This is a genomic window from Streptomyces sp. NPDC041200, assembly GCF_055591805.1.
Window position 1 is genome coordinate 1 of record NZ_JBVIZF010000073.1, and the last position, 16,197, is coordinate 16,197.

The 16,197-nt window shown below is 69.8% G+C and carries 10 protein-coding genes; 9 read left to right on the top strand and 1 reads right to left on the bottom strand.

Translation table 11 applies throughout. From position 1 onward, the window contains the following. The 9 genes from ACZ6CL_RS41705 to ACZ6CL_RS41745 all read left to right on the top strand — a co-directional run. Positions 1-3,570, top strand: a 3,570-nt coding sequence (locus ACZ6CL_RS41705; protein ID WP_468946494.1) for a type I polyketide synthase, incomplete at its 5' end; no start/stop codon positions are given. A 26-nt stretch (positions 3,571-3,596) separates the two neighbouring features. Beyond that, complete coding sequence (locus ACZ6CL_RS41710) at positions 3,597-4,373, top strand: arylamine N-acetyltransferase family protein (protein ID WP_468946496.1); 777 nt, start codon at positions 3,597-3,599, stop codon at positions 4,371-4,373. Positions 4,374-4,396: 23 nt separating this feature from the next. Next, a complete protein-coding gene (gene mhpA / locus ACZ6CL_RS41715) occupies positions 4,397-5,995 on the top strand; it encodes a bifunctional 3-(3-hydroxy-phenyl)propionate/3-hydroxycinnamic acid hydroxylase MhpA (protein WP_468946499.1) in 1,599 nt (532 codons plus the stop codon). 21 nt (positions 5,996-6,016) lie between these two features. Next, on the top strand, positions 6,017-6,967 hold the full coding sequence (locus tag ACZ6CL_RS41720; protein ID WP_468946502.1) for a class I SAM-dependent methyltransferase: 951 nt from the start codon (positions 6,017-6,019) through the stop codon (positions 6,965-6,967). Between the two features lie 20 nt (positions 6,968-6,987). Further along, complete coding sequence (locus ACZ6CL_RS41725; RefSeq protein ID WP_468946504.1) at positions 6,988-7,953, top strand: LysR substrate-binding domain-containing protein; 966 nt, start codon at positions 6,988-6,990, stop codon at positions 7,951-7,953. Between the two features lie 118 nt (positions 7,954-8,071). Continuing rightward, complete coding sequence (aroA, locus tag ACZ6CL_RS41730; protein WP_468946516.1) at positions 8,072-11,092, top strand: 3-phosphoshikimate 1-carboxyvinyltransferase; 3,021 nt, start codon at positions 8,072-8,074, stop codon at positions 11,090-11,092. 2 nt (positions 11,093-11,094) lie between these two features. Further along, on the top strand, positions 11,095-12,234 hold the full coding sequence (locus tag ACZ6CL_RS41735) for an acyl-CoA dehydrogenase family protein (RefSeq protein WP_468946506.1): 1,140 nt from the start codon (positions 11,095-11,097) through the stop codon (positions 12,232-12,234). Further along, positions 12,231-13,022, top strand: coding sequence for an SDR family oxidoreductase (locus ACZ6CL_RS41740; RefSeq protein ID WP_468946509.1), 792 nt, complete (start codon positions 12,231-12,233; stop codon positions 13,020-13,022). The genes ACZ6CL_RS41735 and ACZ6CL_RS41740 overlap by 4 nt, the downstream gene beginning before the upstream one ends. Next, positions 13,022-15,094, top strand: coding sequence for an oxidoreductase (locus ACZ6CL_RS41745; RefSeq protein ID WP_468946511.1), 2,073 nt, complete (start codon positions 13,022-13,024; stop codon positions 15,092-15,094). Before ACZ6CL_RS41740 ends, ACZ6CL_RS41745 begins: the two co-directional genes overlap by 1 nt. A 41-nt stretch (positions 15,095-15,135) precedes the next feature. Here ACZ6CL_RS41745 and ACZ6CL_RS41750 read toward each other — a convergent pair whose 3' ends face one another. Then, entirely contained in the window at positions 15,136-16,032 is an 897-nt protein-coding gene (locus tag ACZ6CL_RS41750; protein WP_468946513.1) for a LysR family transcriptional regulator, read from the bottom strand. Between the last annotated feature and the right edge of the window lie 165 nt (positions 16,033-16,197).

Consider the following 16,197-nt stretch of genomic DNA (forward strand, 5'->3'; position numbering starts at 1 on the left):
GTGGAGGCGATGCGGCACGGTGTGCTGCCCAAGACGCTCCACGTCGATGAGCCGTCGCCGCAGGTGGACTGGTCCGCGGGTGCGGTGGAACTGCTGACGGAGGCGCGTGAGTGGCCGGAGGTTGACCGGCCGAGGCGTGCGGCGGTGTCCTCGTTCGGCATCAGCGGGACCAACGCGCATGTGATTCTCGAATCCGTCGAAGATGACACTCCTCAGCACGCGGTGTCCGATGGTCCCGTTCCGTTGGTGGTGTCGGCGAAGTCTGCGGACGCGCTGGAGGCACAGGCGGAGCGGCTGGCGTCGTATCTGAACTCCGATCGCGACCTGAGCCTTGCTGATCTGGGCTTTTCGTTGGCGTCGTCGCGGGCGCGTTTTGATCACCGTGCGGTGGTGGTGGCGGAGTCTGCCGACGAGGCGCGGGATGCGCTGGCCGCCGTGCGTGGTCAGGACGTGACCTCTGGCCGGTTGGGTGTGCTGTTCACGGGTCAGGGGTCGCAGCGAATCGGGATGGGGCGTGGGCTGTACGCGTCGTATCCGGTGTTCGCGGAGGCGTTTGACGAGGTTTGCGGGGCGGTGGATGGGCTGCTGGGGCGGTCGTTGAAGGAGGTCGTGTTCGGCGAGTCCGAGCTGCTGGACCAGACGGGGTTTGCCCAGCCTGCGTTGTTCGCTGTTGAGGTGGCGTTGTTCCGGTTGGTGGAGTCGTGGGGTGTGCGGCCGGACTTCGTCGCCGGGCATTCGATCGGCGAGGTCGCGGCGGCGTTTGTGGCGGGTGTGTGGTCGCTGGAGGATGCGGCGGCGTTGGTCGTGGCGCGGGGCCGGTTGATGCAGGCGCTGCCCGAGGGCGGTGTGATGGTGGCTGTCGAGGCCACCGAGGACGAGGTCACCCCGCTGCTGACCGAGGGCGTGAGTATTGCCGCGATCAACGGCCCGACATCGCTGGTGGTATCGGGTGCGGAAGACGCCGTTCTCGCCCTGGCGGCGCGTTTTGAGGGCCGTCGGATCAAGAAGCTGCGGGTGTCGCACGCCTTCCACTCCCCGCTGATGGACGGAATGCTGGACGACTTCCGCCAGGTCGCGGTCGGTCTGACCTATGCCGATCCGCGACTGCCGGTGGTATCGAACCTGACGGGCGAGCTGGCCGACCCTGCCCGGTTGTGTTCGCCGGAGTACTGGGTTGAGCACGTACGCGGCACGGTCCGGTTCGCCGACGGGGTCCAGGCCCTGCGGGGACAGGGCGTGACCACGTTCCTGGAACTGGGCCCGGATGGGGTCCTGACCGCCATGACCGGACAGGACGGTGGCATCCCGTCGCTGCGCCGTGATGTGTCCGATGAGCGCCGGGCGCTGCTCACCGCCGTAGGGCGGCTGCACACGCGTGGTGTCGCGGTGGACTGGGCGCAGGTGTTCGCGGGCGCGGGCGCGGGCGCCCGCCGCGTCGATCTGCCGACGTACGCCTTCCAACGCCAGCGCTACTGGCTCGCAGGCGAAACCGATCCGGAACCTCTCACCACCGACTCCGACACAGAGTTCTGGGAGGTTGTCGAGCGCGGCGACACCCACGCCCTGGCGCAGACGCTCAACGTCGAGACGGCCGCGCTGGATGAGGTTCTGCCCGCCTTGTCCTCGTGGCGCAGCCGTCGACAGGAAGAGTCGATGGTCGACGAGTGGCGGTATCGCATCGCGTGGCAGCCGATCGGCGCGCCCGACGCCGTCATCACCACTGCCACTGCCACCGGCACCTGGCTTCTGGTGGTGCCCGCCGGATACGACGGCCCGCTGGTGAAGTCCGTCGACGGCGCGTTGGCCGAGAGCGGCGGCCATGTGCTGCGCGTAACGGTGGACCAAGAGGAGCGCCAGGCGCTGGCCGATCTCATCGGTGCCGGGCTCGACACCGTGGCGGGCGGCCTGGCCGGGGTGGTGTCCCTGCTGGCCCTGGATGATCGTCCGTATCATCCGCACCCCACCCTGTCGGCGGGACTGGCCGCGACGGTGACGCTCGTGCAGGCGCTCGGCGACAGGGACGTCACCGCGCCCCTGTGGTGCGTGACGACGGGTGCGGTGGCCGTCAGGGAGGACGGCGAGCTGACGAGCCCGTACCGTCACATGATGTGGGGCCTGGGCACGGTGCTCTCCCTCGACCACCCCCAGACGTGGGGCGGGCTCGTCGACCTGCCCGCCGAGCCCGAGCAGCGGGCGTTGGAACACCTGGTCGCGACGGTGTCAGGGGTGGACGGCGAGGACCAGGTGGCGATCCGCCCGGAGGGCGTGTTCGCGCGCCGGATGGAGCGGGCCCGGGCCGGTGCGGACACGGTGTCGTCGCCGTGGACCCCGCGCGGTACGGTCCTCATCACCGGTGGTACGGGCGGTATCGGCGCCCATGTGGCGCGCTGGGCCGCCGGTCGGGGCGCCGAACATCTGCTGCTGATCAGCCGTCGCGGGCGGGATGCCGAGGGCGTGGCCGCACTTGAGGCGGAGCTGATCGCGCTCGGCGCACGCGTCACCATCGAGGCCTGCGACGTGTCCGATCGGACGGCGCTGGGCGGGCTGATCGCCGACGTACCCGACGGCCACCCCCTGACCGCCGTGTTCCACGCGGCCGGTGTCGCGCAGGAACCGCGGCGGCTCGCCGACAGCACCATCGAGCAGTTCGCCGGGGTGGGCCTGGCGAAGGTGGCCGGTGCGGCGCATCTGGATGAGTTGCTGGCCGACCATGAACTCGACGCTTTCGTGGTGTTCTCCTCCGGCGCCGCCGTGTGGGGCGCTGCCGGGCAGAGCGCCTACGCTTCCGCGAACGCCTTCGTGGAGGCGCTCGTCCGACGCCGCCGCGCAGCTGGACGCCCCGCCACCGCCGTGGCCTGGGGCGGCTGGGCCGGTGGGGGAATGGTCGACGCGTCCGTGGCGGACGAGTTCACCGACGCCGGAGTGGGGCTCATGGCGCCCCGGGCGGCCGTATCGGCCCTGGCCCGGGCGATGGACGCGGACGAAGGCCACGTGGTGGTGGCGGACATCGACTGGACCCGATTCGCACCCTCCTACCTGGTCGCACGTGACCGGCCCCTGCTGCGTGGTCTGCCGGAGGTGGCCGCGCTCACGGCGGCGGAGCCCGCCGGGTCGGAGGAACGCGAGCGGGACGCCTCGGAGTTGCTGTCCCGGCTGATGGGGCTGCCCGCGCCGGAACAACACCGGACGCTGGTCGAGGTGGTGTGCGCCGAGGCCGCGAGCGTGCTGGGACACGCGGAACGGGAGCTGGTGCGCGATGGTGTCGCCCTGCTGGACATCGGGTTCGACTCGCTGACCGGGCTGGAGCTTCGTAACCGGCTGAACCAGCTGTCCGGGCTGGAACTGCCACCGGGATTGATCTTCGACCAGCCCACCGCGGGCATGATCGCCGACACCATGCTGGACGCGCTGCTGCCCGGTCTCACCGTCACACCGGGGTCCGTGGCGGAGGAGCTGGACAAGCTGGAATCCGCCATGTCGAGGGCCGCGCGGGACGACGACATGACGCGCGAACTCGTGGTCACGCGACTGCGCGAACTGCTGGTCAAGTGGGACGACGTGACCGCGTGACGACCCAAGGGAAAAGAGAAAACCGCATGTTCGAGGTCGACACCTATCTGCGCCGCATCGGCTTCACGGGGGAGCGCGAGCCCACCGTCGAGACCTTACGGGCGCTGCACAAGGGACACCTCATGTCGGTGGCGTACGACAGCAGCCACTTCATCAACAGCTTCACCGGCTTCCGGAACGTGGTCGACATCGACGTCGACCAGGCGTTCACCGACATCGTGGTGAACGGGAACGGGGGCGTGTGCCATGACCTCAACGGCCTCTTCCGCCGACTGCTCGCGGACATGGGCTACGAGGTCGAGCTGCTGGCGGCCTCGCAGCGGTGGCCCAACGGCCGGTTCGGCCCCGACCTCGAGCACACCTTCGGCTGTGTGCGGCTCGACGGTGACATCTGGCTGGTCGACGTGGGCTTCGCCGGGCCGTCCTACCTGGAGCCGCTGCGGGTGTCCGGCGAGGTCAGCCACCAGTACGGCTGCGACTACCGGCTGAGCGAACAAGGCGCCCATCACGTCCTGGAGCGCAAGGACCGGGCCAGCGAGTGGCGTCCGGTCTACCGCTTCGAACTCCGGCCCCGCGAGGTCGCCGAGTGGGACAGCCCGGAGAACACGGGCGTGGGAGAGGTCGTCAGCGACTCGCTGTTCGCGGGCACCGCGCTGCGCGGACGCGCGCTGCCCAACGGCCAGATGGTGCTGACCGGAAAGCGGCTGCTGCGAGTGGAGGACGGCCACGAGAAGATCCGCACCCTGATCGATCCGGCCGAGTACGACAACGTCGTCAAGGACATCCTGGCCGGGAACGGCTGAGGGCCGGGCGAATGGAGACGACGATGCGACCCGACTCCGACGTGGCCGTCATCGGCTACGGGCCGGTCGGCCAGGTGCTGTCGATCATGCTGGCCCAGCGCGGGTGGCGTGTGACGGTCATCGAGCGCTGGCCCGAGCCCTACCCCATGCCACGTGCCGTCGGTTTCGACGACGAGGCCGCCCGGATCCTCGCCACCACGGGGATCGGGCAGTTCCTGGACAAGGTGGGGGAGAACTCCCGGGACTACGGCTGGCGCAACGCGGCGGGCGAAACGCTGGTCTACATGGAGAGCGCGGAGGACGGCCACTGCGGCTGGCCACAGGCCACGGCGATGTATCAGCCGGGGTTGGAATCGACTCTCATCACCCGCGGCGAGGACTTCCCGAACCTCCAGGTGATCCGTGGCCATGAGGTGGTGGAACTGGAGGACCACGGAGACCACGTCGACATCGTCGCGGAGGACACCGACGCGAACGAGCGCACCCTCACCGCACGCTGGGTCATCGGATGCGACGGCGCGAACAGCTTCGTGCGGGAGTGCATGGAGACCTCGCTGACCGACCTGGGGTTCTTCTACGACTGGCTGATCTGCGATGTGGTGCTGCACGAGCCGCGCGCGTTCCAGCCGAACAACCTGCAGATCTGCGACCCCGCCCGGCCCCGGACCGCGGTGTCGGCCGGACCGGGACACCGCCGCTTCGAGTTCATGCGGCTGCCCGGCGAGAGCATCGACGAGCTGAAGAAGACCGAGACCCTCTGGCGCATGCTCGCGATGTTCGACATCGGCCCCGAGGACGCGACACTGGAACGCCACGCCGTGTACACCTTCCAGGCACGCTGGGCCGGACAGTGGCGCGCCGGACGGCTGCTGCTGGCCGGGGACTCCGCGCACCTCATGCCCCCGTTCGCCGGGCAGGGAATGTGCTCGGGATTCCGGGACGTGGCCAATCTGTCCTGGAAACTCGACTTCGTTCTGCGCGGACTCGCGGACGAGCGGCTGCTGGACACCTACACCGCCGAACGGCGCGCCCACGTCCAGAACGCCATCACCACCTCCGTGAAACTGGGCAAGGTCATCTGTGTCACCGACCCCGTCGCGGCCGCCGACCGTGACGCGATCATGCTGGCCGGGCGGGAACGCAGCGGTGTGACGGCCTTGCCCATGTCGACGCCGATCCCGCTGTCCGAGGGCTTGCTGCACCGTACGGCGGAGGGCACGCCGATCCGCCCGGCCGGGGCCCTGACCCCCCAGGCCCGGGTGGCGAGCGGGGACCGGACCGGCCCGTTCGACGAAGTGGTCGGGCTTGGCTTCGTGCTGCTGGCGTCGGTCGACCCGAGGCCTCACCTCGACACCGGGCAGCGGGAGTTCCTCGAAGGCCTCGGCACCCGGATCGTCCATGTGCTGCCCCACGGCACCGCGCCGCAGGGCCTGGACGCCGACACCGTGGTCGATATCGAGGACCGCTATCTGCCCTATCTGGCCGGGGCCGGTGTGACGGCCCTTCTGATACGCCCGGATTTCAACGCCTTCGGCGCGGCGGAGCACGCCGATGAACTGGGCCCGCTGGTCGACGAACTCCGTCGCCAGCTACGGGACCAGGCGCCCGCCCCCACCGAGTAAACACAGCAAGAGAGGAAGACCATGGGTACACGCGAGGATATGTACGGACTGTTCTCGAGCGTCAACGAGATCAACCTGACCGGTGAACAGAACCGGGGGGACGCCAAGGACGGGAAGCTCAAGAACAACATCGCCACCAGCTATGACCTGCAGGCGCAGATGTCGAAGAAGGGGATCCTGTGGAACTGGGGATTTCATGACGACCAGATCGCCAAGGAGATGAACACGAGGATTCCGGATTTCCTGAACTACGACACCGACGGATTCTCCGAGGAGCTCTACTTCTTCGCGCTCAAGCAGGTACCCTTCGACTTGGACGACTTCGCGGACAAGTCCGTGCTCGAGGTCGGCTGCGGTCTGGGCGAAGGGCTGAACTTCCTCTCGCGCGTCACCAAGGCGGCCCGCATGGTCGGCCTCGACCTGTCAGAGCAAGCCATCAAGCGGGCCAATGCCTCGCTGTCCAGGGACGGGCTGAGCTACGTCCAGGGGGACGCGGAGAATCTTCCCTTCGAGGACGGGGAGTTCGATGTCATCCTCAACATCGAGAGCGCGCACAACTATCCCAACCTCGAAAAGTTCCTCAGCGAGGTCGCGCGCGTCCTCAAGCCGGGCGGCTACTTCTCGCACGTCGATCTGTTCACCACGCAACGGCGTGCTCACATGGAGGAACTGAAGGCGAAGGACCTCGGTCTGGAATGGGTTGACGAGCGGGACATCTCGGCGGAGGTCAGGGCCGCGGTTCACCGGCGGCTGGCTCCCGACGGCTCCTTCCACAAGGCGCTGCGGGAGCAGCGGGTGGGTGTGGTCCAGCGTCATATGGCCAAGCGGGTGGGGCCGGAGGCCATCGGTGGTTCCTTCGCCGGTTACTACGACAGCCGCTCCACCAAGCTGCTGAAGAAGATGGGCGTCCTGCCGTCGCAGTTCATGCCGCCGGTCGACAGCTACCGGCACATCGTGGCCAAGAAGCGATGAGGAACCCGAACCTGGCCACGATGGACCTGAACCTGCTGGTGCCACTGCAGGCGCTCCTCGTCGAGCGAAGCGTCACGAAGGCCGCCGAGCGGCTTTCCGTGGGCCAGCCGACGATGAGTGCCGCGCTGGCGAAGCTGCGTCGCGTCTTCGACGACCCGCTGTTACTCAGGGACGGCCGCCAATGGGCGCTCAGCCCCTTGGCGGAATCCCTGGCGAAGCAGCTCGAAGACGTCCTGTCACAGATCGGGTATTTGCTCGGCGGTACGGCGAGTTTCGACCCCGCCTCCGCCCGGCGGACCTTCACCGTGGTCGCCGACGACTACTCGGCGGTCCTCCTGATGGGGCCGCTGCTGGAAGAGGCGGCCGACCTCGCGCCCCAGGTGCGGATCAACCTGATCTGGCAGCAGGCCGGACACCTCGACATGCTGCGGATGAAGAAATGTGACCTCGTACTGCGGCAGCGGGCGGCGACTTCCGACGGCGCCTCCGCTTTCCCCGGCGCCGTATTGCTCTCCGACGACTTCGTCGGGGTGGTCACCGACGACCATCCCGACGTCGGTGACCGTCTGTCCGCCGAGCACATGGCGCGCCTGCCCTATGTGCGGGTGAGCGGATCCGCCTTGGATCTGGCCGGGACGCGTTTCCCGAAGAACGCGCTGTCGGGAAACGCGGTCGCCACGACGGAAACCTTGACCTCGGCCCTGCACATGCTGCCCGGCACACGGATGTTCACCATCACGCAGCGGCGGCTGTTCGAGAGGTTCGGCCGGGCGCTCGGGCTTCGCGCAGCCGAGATCGAGGTGCCGACGCCCACCGTGACAGAAGCCATGTACTGGCATCCACAGTCCTCGGCGGATCCCGCGCAGCAGTGGCTTCGCTCGACACTCCGGCGAATCGCCGCGGAAGTCTCCGCATTCGATGCGTTCCGGCCTCAGGTATCGATGACAGTGATGTCAGCCATGGGAAAGCCATCGTTTTCAAACTGACTCGCGGGCCGCTACCGTAATCTTCGGTACCTGATCGATGAATTCGAGGTAGGTAGCAGCTCTTTCTCTGCGGGCGCGATGCAAATCCTTTATGAACCAGTGGATTTGGAGACTGGAATTGCGGCTATTAGTGAAGCGGTTGTCCGATCAGCTCGAGGGACAACTCGCCGTGCCTACCTCGAAGTATCATGCGCACCGGGCCCTGATACTGGCGTCCCTCGCCCCGGGGGTCAGCCGGATCGTGGGGCTGTCGGACGCCGGCCACGTGCGGCACACCCTCACCGCGCTGCGGAGCCTCGGTACGCGGATCGAGGTGGACGGTGACGCCTTCGTCGTGCACGGCGGCCCGTACCGGCCGCGACAGGCCGAGGTCTCGGTGGGAAGTTCGGGCACGACGCTCTACTTCCTCGCGGGACTCGCCTGCCTCGCGGAGTCGCCGGTGACCGTCGTGGGGCAGAAGTACTTCCAGCGGCGTCCGATCGGCCCGCTGCTGCGTGCGCTGTCCGACCTCGGCGTCGACCTTGATTCGCCCACGGGCTGCCCGCCGATCTCCGTACGGCCGAGCCGTCCGAGAGGCGGCCACGCGCGGATCCAGGGCACCCTCTCGCAGTGGATATCCGGGTTGCTGCTGGTGGCGCCGTTCGCGACGGGGCCGAGCGTCATCACGGTCGAGGGCGAGTTCAACGAACGGTCCTATGTGGACCTGACGGTCCGGATGATGAAGCAGTTCGGTCTGTACGTCGAGGTGTCCGACGACGGACGGCGGTTCGAGATCGCCCCGGACCAGCAGCCCACCCCGGCCACGGTGGTTCTGCCCCCGGACGTCGGTTCGGCGGCGTTCGGGCTGGCCGCGGCGGCGCTGCACCCGGCCGACGTGCTGTTCCGGGGCCTGCCTGCGGTACCCGCGCACGAGGTGGACCATCCCGAGGCGGACGTGCTGCAGATCCTCGCCGACATGGGCGTGCGGATGACGTCCGACCCCGAGACCGGCATGGTCCGGGTCCGCCACGAGGGGACGAGGCTGAGCCCCGTACGGATCGACTGCCGGGCCGTACCCGACATGCTGCCCATGCTGTCCGTGCTCGGGGCGGTGGCCGATGGCACCACCGTGTTCGACAACATCGGCCATGTCCGGCTCAAGGAGTCCGACAGAGTCGCGGCGATGACGCAGCTCAACAAGATGGGTGCCCGGATCGAACAGCGCGGCGAGCAGCTGCTCTGCCACGGCGTGGAGCGGCTGACCGGGGCGGATCTCTCCTCGTACAACGACCACCGGGTGCTCATGTCGCTGGCCGTCGCGGGATCGGCGGCCGCCGGTGAGACCCGGCTGACCTACCCGAGCGCCTACCGCATCTCCTACCCGCGCTTCCTCGACGACATGAACCGCATCGGGCTGGACGTGTCGGTGGAGAAGGCCCGTACGCCCCGGCAGGCGGAAGCCCGGCAGACGGAAGCCCACCAGTCGGATGCCCCTCGGACGGAAGCCCGGCAGGCGGAGTCCGGTCCGGCCGCATTCACCGCGCCCGCCCGCGCCGCCACCATCCCGATCGGGGACCACCTGCGCCACTGGGCAAACACCCGTCCCGACGACCCCGCCGTGTTCGACCCGGGCACCGACGGGCGGCGGGAGCTGGGCTGGACCTGGCGCGACCTCCACGAACAGGTCGACCGGATCGCCACGCTCCTGCTCGACCTCGGCGTGCGGCCCGGCGAGCCGGTCGCCTACCAGCTGCCGAACCAGGCCGAGTTCGTCGCCCTCGCCCTGGCCATCGCCCGTATCGGAGCGGTCAGCTGCCCGCTGATGCCGATGCTGCGGCAGCGGGAGACGGCCTTCATGCTGCGTCGCTCCCGGGCCCGGGTGCTGGTGGTCCCGGCGGGCTTCCGCGGCCGCGACTACCCGGCCGAAGTGGCGGAGCTGCTCCGCATGGACGAACCTCCCGCTGTGGAACACGTCCTGGTGATCGGCGGAAAGGCGGCGCCGCCGGAGACTGCCGGGGCGAGCTGGTACGACTTCGCCGAGGCCGTACGCCGTGCCCCGGACCGCGACCGGATCGACGCCCGGCGTCCGGAGCCCGCCGCCCCGGCCCAGCTGCTGTTCACCTCCGGCACCTCCGGCGAGCCCAAGGGCGTGCTGCACCGGATGGACGCGCTGACCAGGGCCGCGGCCATGGAGATTCACCACCTCGGACTGACCGGTGAGGACCGGGTCTTCGTCCCGTCGCCGCTGGCGCACCAGACCGGCTTCCTCTACGGCATGTGGCTCGCGGTCCTGCGGGGCGTGCCGCTGATCCTGCAGCCGGTGTGGGACGGCAAGGCCGCCCTCGGCCTGCTGCGCCGGTACGAGGGCACCTTCGTCCAGGCCGCGACGCCGTTCCTCGGCGACCTCGTCGAGGCGGTCGAGGAGAGCGGGGAGCCCCCGGCCGCCCTGCGGATCTTCGTCGCCACCGGGGCGGCGGTGCCGCGCGCGCTGGCCGAGCGCGCGACCGAGGTGCTGGGCGCGTCGGTGTGCGGCGCCTGGGGGACGACCGAGACGTGCCTTGGCTCGCTGTCCGCGCCGGGCGATGAACCGGCGAAGACGTGGGGCACGGACGGCCGGGCCCTGGAGGGCATCAGACTGCGCGTCACGGATGACGAGGGCGCCGTGCTGCCGGCCGGGCAGGAAGGCAACTTCGAGATCTTCGGCCCGTGCATGTTCCAGGGCTACTTCGACCGTCCCGAGTGGACGGCCGAGGCGCTGACCGCAGACGGCTGGTTCCGCAGCGGCGACCTCGCCGTCATCGACGAGTCCGGCTACGTGCGCATCAGCGGGCGGGTGAAGGACGTCGTCAACCGTGGCGGCGAGAAGGTACCCGTGGGGGAGATCGAGCAGTTGCTGCACACTCACCCCGCGGTGCGCGATGTCGCGATCGTGGCGATGCCCGATCCGCGGCTCGGGGAACGGGCCTGCGCCTTCGTGGTGGCCGACGGCGACTTCGGCTTCGCCGAGATGCGGCACTTCCTGGACGAGCGACAGGTCGCCAAGCCGTACTGGCCCGAGCGGCTGGAGTTCATGGACCGGCTGCCCCGGAACCCGGCGGGCAAGGTGCAGAAGTTCCTTCTGCGCGAACACATTCAGAAGCTGATGAGGAGCGGGGCGTAAGCATGGACGAGAAGGACTTCCGGCAACTGGCCGCAGACATCGAGGACTTCGTCCGCGGACCCGGTGAGCGGTACGCGGCGGAGATCGAAAGCACCCACCGGGTGCCCGACGCGCTCAAGCAGGACCTGCGGGACCGCGGGTATCTGCGGCTGGCCGCGCCCCAGGAGTACGGCGGCCTGGGCATCGAGTTCCCGCGGTTCCTGGAGCTGATGGAACTGTTCTCGATGTCGCACGCGTCGCTGCGCATGCTCGTGCACGTCCACAACGGGGTGTGGCGGGCGATCGACCAGTTCGCCACCGACGAGCAGCGCAAGCAGTTCGTGCTGCCCCAGGTGTCGGCCGACATCACCGTCGCGTTCACGCTCACCGAGCCCACCGCGGGCACCGGCGCGGACCTGCGGTGCAGCGTCGTGCAGGAGGGCGACACGTACTTCCTGTCCGGGGAGAAGCACCTCATCACCTTCGGCGTCGAATGCGACTACTGGCTCCTGTTCGCCCGGCTGGAGGGCACCACGGGCAAGGACGGGACCGTCGCGCTGATGGTGCCGCGCGACACCACCGGTGTCACCGTCGACCCCATGTCGAGGACCATGGGAGTGCGGGGAACCGACCACGCGCATCTGCGCTTCGACCGGGCACCGGTGCCGGTCGCGAACCGCCTCGGCGAGGTCGGCCGGGGCCTGGACGTGGCGCTGGGCGGCTTCCTCACGCCCAGCCGGATTTCGGTCGCCATGACGTGCGTCGGCCTCGCCCGGCGGGCCCAGGAGCTGGCCGTCGACCACGCGAAGGGGCGTACGACGTTCGGCAAGCCGCTGGCGGCGCGGCAGGCGATCTCCTTCGCCCTCGCCGAGAACGCCACCGACATCGAGGCCGCCCGCCAGCTCACCCTGCACGCGGCGCGGCAGTGGCAGGCCGGCGACGCGGCGTCCTCCCAGCTGTCCTCCATGGCCAAGCTGAACGCCGTCGACATGCTCACCCGGGTCACGGACAAGGCGCTCCAGGTGCACGGCGGCATCGGCTACTGGGAGTCCAGCCCGATCGAGCGCGTGTACCGCGACGCCCGGGCGCAGCGGTTCGAAGAGGGCACCAACGAGATCCAGAAGACCGTCATCGCACGCGACGTGCTGGGAGAGGTTCGATGAGCGACGCCAAAGTCACCCTGATCACCGGAGCCTCGCGGGGCATCGGCCGCGCCCTGGCGGTACGCCTCGGGCGCGACGGCGGCAGCGTCGTCGTCAACTACAAGAAGAACGCCGAGCTGGCCGAGGAGACCCGCAAGCTCGTCGAGCAGGCGGGCGGGCGGGCGATCACCGTGGCCGCCGACGTCGAGATCCCCGAGGACATCGACCGGCTCTTCGACGCCGCGCGCGACGAGTACGGCCGCCTGGACCACTTCGTGAACAACGCGGCGGCCAGCGCGTTCAAGCCGATCATGGATCTGAAGCTGCACCACATCGACCGCTCCTACGCGATGAACGTCCGGGCCTTCCTGCTCGGGGCGCAGCGCGCGGTGGCGTTGATGCCCGAGGGCGGCCGGATCGTCACCCTGTCGGGCTACGGCAGCACCCGCGCCTATACGACATACGCCGCGCTGGGCTCGGCCAAGGCGGCCACCGAGGCCCTCGTCCGCTCCATGGCCGTCGAATTCGCCGGGCGGGGCATCAACGTCAACGCGGTCAGCGGCGGGCTCATCGACTCCGACTCGCTCGACTACTTCTACGGAGTGCCCGGCATGGCCCCGATGTCCAAGGTGCTGTCGAAGATCCCCAAGGGGCGGCCGGGCACCGTGGGGGAGATGGCGGAGACGGTGGCGTTCCTGCTGTCCCCGGGGGCGGAGTACATCACCGGCCAGACCATCGTCGTCGACGGCGGCCTGTCCGTGGCGGTGCCCCCGTACACCGAGGACCTGACGCCGCCGCTCGTGCCGTGATGACCGAGCGATTCCGCCATGTCTTCCAGCCGTCGCGGATCGGCACGCTCACCCTGCCGCACCGCATCGTCATGGGCCCCATGCACCTGGGCCTGGAGGCCCGTGACGACGGTGGCGCCGCGATGGCCGCGTTCTACACCGAGCGGGTGCGGGGCGGCGCCGGGCTGATCATCACCGGCGGCGCCGCGGTCAGCCGGGTGGGCGCGGGCGGGGCCGGATACGGCGTGCTGAGCGACCCCGCCTTCCGCTCCCGGCTGGGCAGGGTCGCCGACGCCGTACACGAGGCAGGCGGACTGATCGCCCTGCAGCTGTTCCACGCGGGCCGGTACGCGAGCCCGAGCGCCTTCGGGCTGCGTCCGGTGGGGCCGTCGGCGGTGTACAGCCGGGTCTCCCGGTGTACGCCGCACGCGCTGACCGAGGTGGAGATCGAGGCCACGCTCACCGACTTCGCGGAGGCGGCCGGGCACGCCCGCCGGCTGGGGTTCGACGGCGTCGAGGTGATGGGGTCGGAGGGGTATCTCGTCGACCAGTTCCTCTCGCCGCTGACCAACCACCGCGACGACGGCTGGGGTGGCGACGCCGAGCGGCGGACCCGGTTCGGCGCGGAGCTGACGCGCCGCGTCCGCGCCGCGGCGGGGCCGGACTTCCCGGTGATCGTGCGGCTCACCGGGGCCGACCTGCTCGACGGCGGCAGCGGCCCGGACGACGTCGCCCGGTTCGCGTGCGAGCTGGTCGCCGCGGGTGCGGACGCGCTCAACGTCGGCGTGGGCTGGCACGAATCGCCGGTGCCGACCGTGCAGGCCGTGGTGCCGCCCGGGGTGTGGACACCGGTGGCCGAGTCCCTCGCCCGCGCCGTGGCTCCCGTTCCCGTCATCACGGGCAACCGGGTCAACCGCGTGGAGCAGGCCGAGGCGATCCTGTCCGCCGGGCAGGTGCGCCTGGTGTCGATGTCCCGGCCGTTCCTGGCCGACCCGGAGCTGGTCGCCAGGGCCCGGGACAACCGGTCGAGTGGCATCTGCGTCGGCTGCAACCAGGCGTGCATCGACCGTTCCCTGTCCGACGCCGAGGTGAGCTGCCTGGTCAACCCGCGGGCCGCGCGGGAGCTGGAGTTCCCGCGCGTCCGCCCGCCGCGTCCGCCCCGTCCGGGGCGGATGGCGGTGGTCGGCGGCGGACCGGCCGGTCTCCAGGCCGCGCTCACCCTCGCCGAGTCGGGGTGCCGGGTCGATCTGTACGAGGCGGAAGCCGAGCTGGGCGGCCAGTTCCGGTTCGCCTGCCGGGTCCCCGGCAAGGCCGACTACGCGGCCGCGATCGACCACCTCGGCGAGGAGCTGCGCCGCCTCGGTGTCACCGTGCGCCTGGGACGCCGTATCACCGGGAGGGACATGGACCTCCTGCGGTCCTACGACGGGGTGCTCATCGCCACCGGGGTCCGCCCGCGCGAGGTGTCGGTCCCCGGGGCCGAACTCCCTCATGTCCTGTCCTACCCGGAGGCGTTCGCCCCCGGCGCGCTCGGCGAACGGGTGGTCATCATCGGCGGCGGAGGGGTCGCCGTCGACCTCGCCCATTTCGCCGCCCACACCGGGGCCGGTTCGACCCGCGAGGCCGGAGACCCGGCCGATCACGCGGAGCGGTTCCGCCGCGCGTACGGGCTCGTACCGGGCACGGCGCGGGGCGGACCGGAGGCGGAAGCGCCCGAGCCGGAACGGCACATCACGATCCTGCACCGCGGTGAGCGGCTCGGGACCGCGCTGGGACGCTCCAGCCGGTGGGTGGCGCTCGACGCGCTGCGCCGCCAGGGGGTGCGCACCGTGTTCGGGACGCACTGCACACGGATCACCGCCGAGGGCGTGCACACGGTCGGCGCCGACGGGGAAGAAGCCGTCGTCGCGGCGGACACGGTCGTCATCGCGGTGGGGCAGGAGCGCGAATCGGCCTTCGGCGCGCTCGTCCGCGAGGCCGGGATCGACCACCGCGAGATCGGCGGTGCCCGCCTCACCAAGGGCCTGGACGCCGTGCTGGCCACCTCGGACGCCCTGTCCGTCGCCTCCGAGTACGTCATGGGCCCGCCGTGACCGCCGTGGACCCGGGCACGTCGGTGTGGCCCGCGCGAGGCTTACGGCAGCGCCGCCGCGACCTGGGCGAGCTTGTCGCGCAGCCAGATGTGCGCCGGGTCGGCGGTGTGATGGTGATGCCAGTACATGGTGTGGACCAACGGCGGCACATCCGTGTCCAGCCGCACCGCACGCAGCCCGCACGCCGGACCGATCAGCGAGAACAGCCGGGTCTGCGCCAGGGCCACCAGCCGCGTCCCGGCGACCAGGTGCATCGCGCCGGAGAAGTAGCCTCCGGAGATCATCCCTCGCACGCTCGTGGCAGGCGTTTCCGGGTCCGATTCCAGGAAGGCCTGCGGGGCCGCTTCCAGACACCCGAGGCGGTGGAGTTCCTCGACGCTGATGGTCTCACCGACGCGGTCGTTGTCCTTGTCGGCGATGACGAGCAACTCGTCGGTGAAGAGATCTCTCTTCCGGTAACTCAGGATCTCCTCCGGCACGATCTGGCCCGGCGCCACCAGCAGATCGCACTGCGCACGCCGCACCAGCGGCATGATGCCGTCGCGTGGCGCGACGATGTTCAGCCGCACGCCCGGGGCCTCGTCCGCGATCTCCTGCAGAAAGGGCTTCAGCAAGACGATGGCGATGTAATCGCTGGCGACGACGGTGAACGTCCGGTCGAGGAGGCCCGGGTCGAAGGAGGACGTGGTGTCCAGTACCGCGTGGATGGACTCGATCGCCCTGGTCACCGGCCCCCGGAGGGACGCCCCGAGCGGAGTCAGCGCCATCTTGCGGCCATCACGCACCAGCAGGGGATCGCCGAAGTGCTTGCGCAGTTTCGCCAGCGACGCGCTCATGGCGGGCTGCCCCACCATGGTCCGCTCGGCGGCACGCGTGACGTTCGCTTCGGTCAGCAGGGCATGCAGGGGAATCATGAGATTGATGTCGATTTTGCGCATGTTTCTCCGTTACTGGCCGTCCGGCGCTCCCCTACAGCATTAAGGGGGTAAAGTCCCTAGTAATTCCCTTAGAGCATGTCTCACGTGGTGAGTTGGTGTGCTGCGGCATGATTGCTCTTTGTGGGTGCTGATCTGTCGCAGCGGCTGGTTCCTGACGGGTTATGG

What these genes read in the sequence shown, in the direction of transcription:
- ACZ6CL_RS41735 (WP_468946506.1), top strand. Translation starts at nt 11,095, where the DNA reads ATGGACGAGAAGGACTTCCGGCAACTGGCCGCAGACATCGAGGACTTC.
- ACZ6CL_RS41710 (WP_468946496.1), top strand. Translation starts at nt 3,597, where the DNA reads ATGTTCGAGGTCGACACCTATCTGCGCCGCATCGGCTTCACGGGGGAG.
- ACZ6CL_RS41750 (WP_468946513.1), bottom strand. Translation starts at nt 16,032, where the DNA reads ATGCGCAAAATCGACATCAATCTCATGATTCCCCTGCATGCCCTGCTG.
- ACZ6CL_RS41720 (WP_468946502.1), top strand. Translation starts at nt 6,017, where the DNA reads ATGGGTACACGCGAGGATATGTACGGACTGTTCTCGAGCGTCAACGAG.
- ACZ6CL_RS41725 (WP_468946504.1), top strand. Translation starts at nt 6,988, where the DNA reads ATGGACCTGAACCTGCTGGTGCCACTGCAGGCGCTCCTCGTCGAGCGA.
- mhpA (WP_468946499.1), top strand. Translation starts at nt 4,397, where the DNA reads ATGCGACCCGACTCCGACGTGGCCGTCATCGGCTACGGGCCGGTCGGC.
- ACZ6CL_RS41740 (WP_468946509.1), top strand. Translation starts at nt 12,231, where the DNA reads ATGAGCGACGCCAAAGTCACCCTGATCACCGGAGCCTCGCGGGGCATC.
- ACZ6CL_RS41745 (WP_468946511.1), top strand. Translation starts at nt 13,022, where the DNA reads ATGACCGAGCGATTCCGCCATGTCTTCCAGCCGTCGCGGATCGGCACG.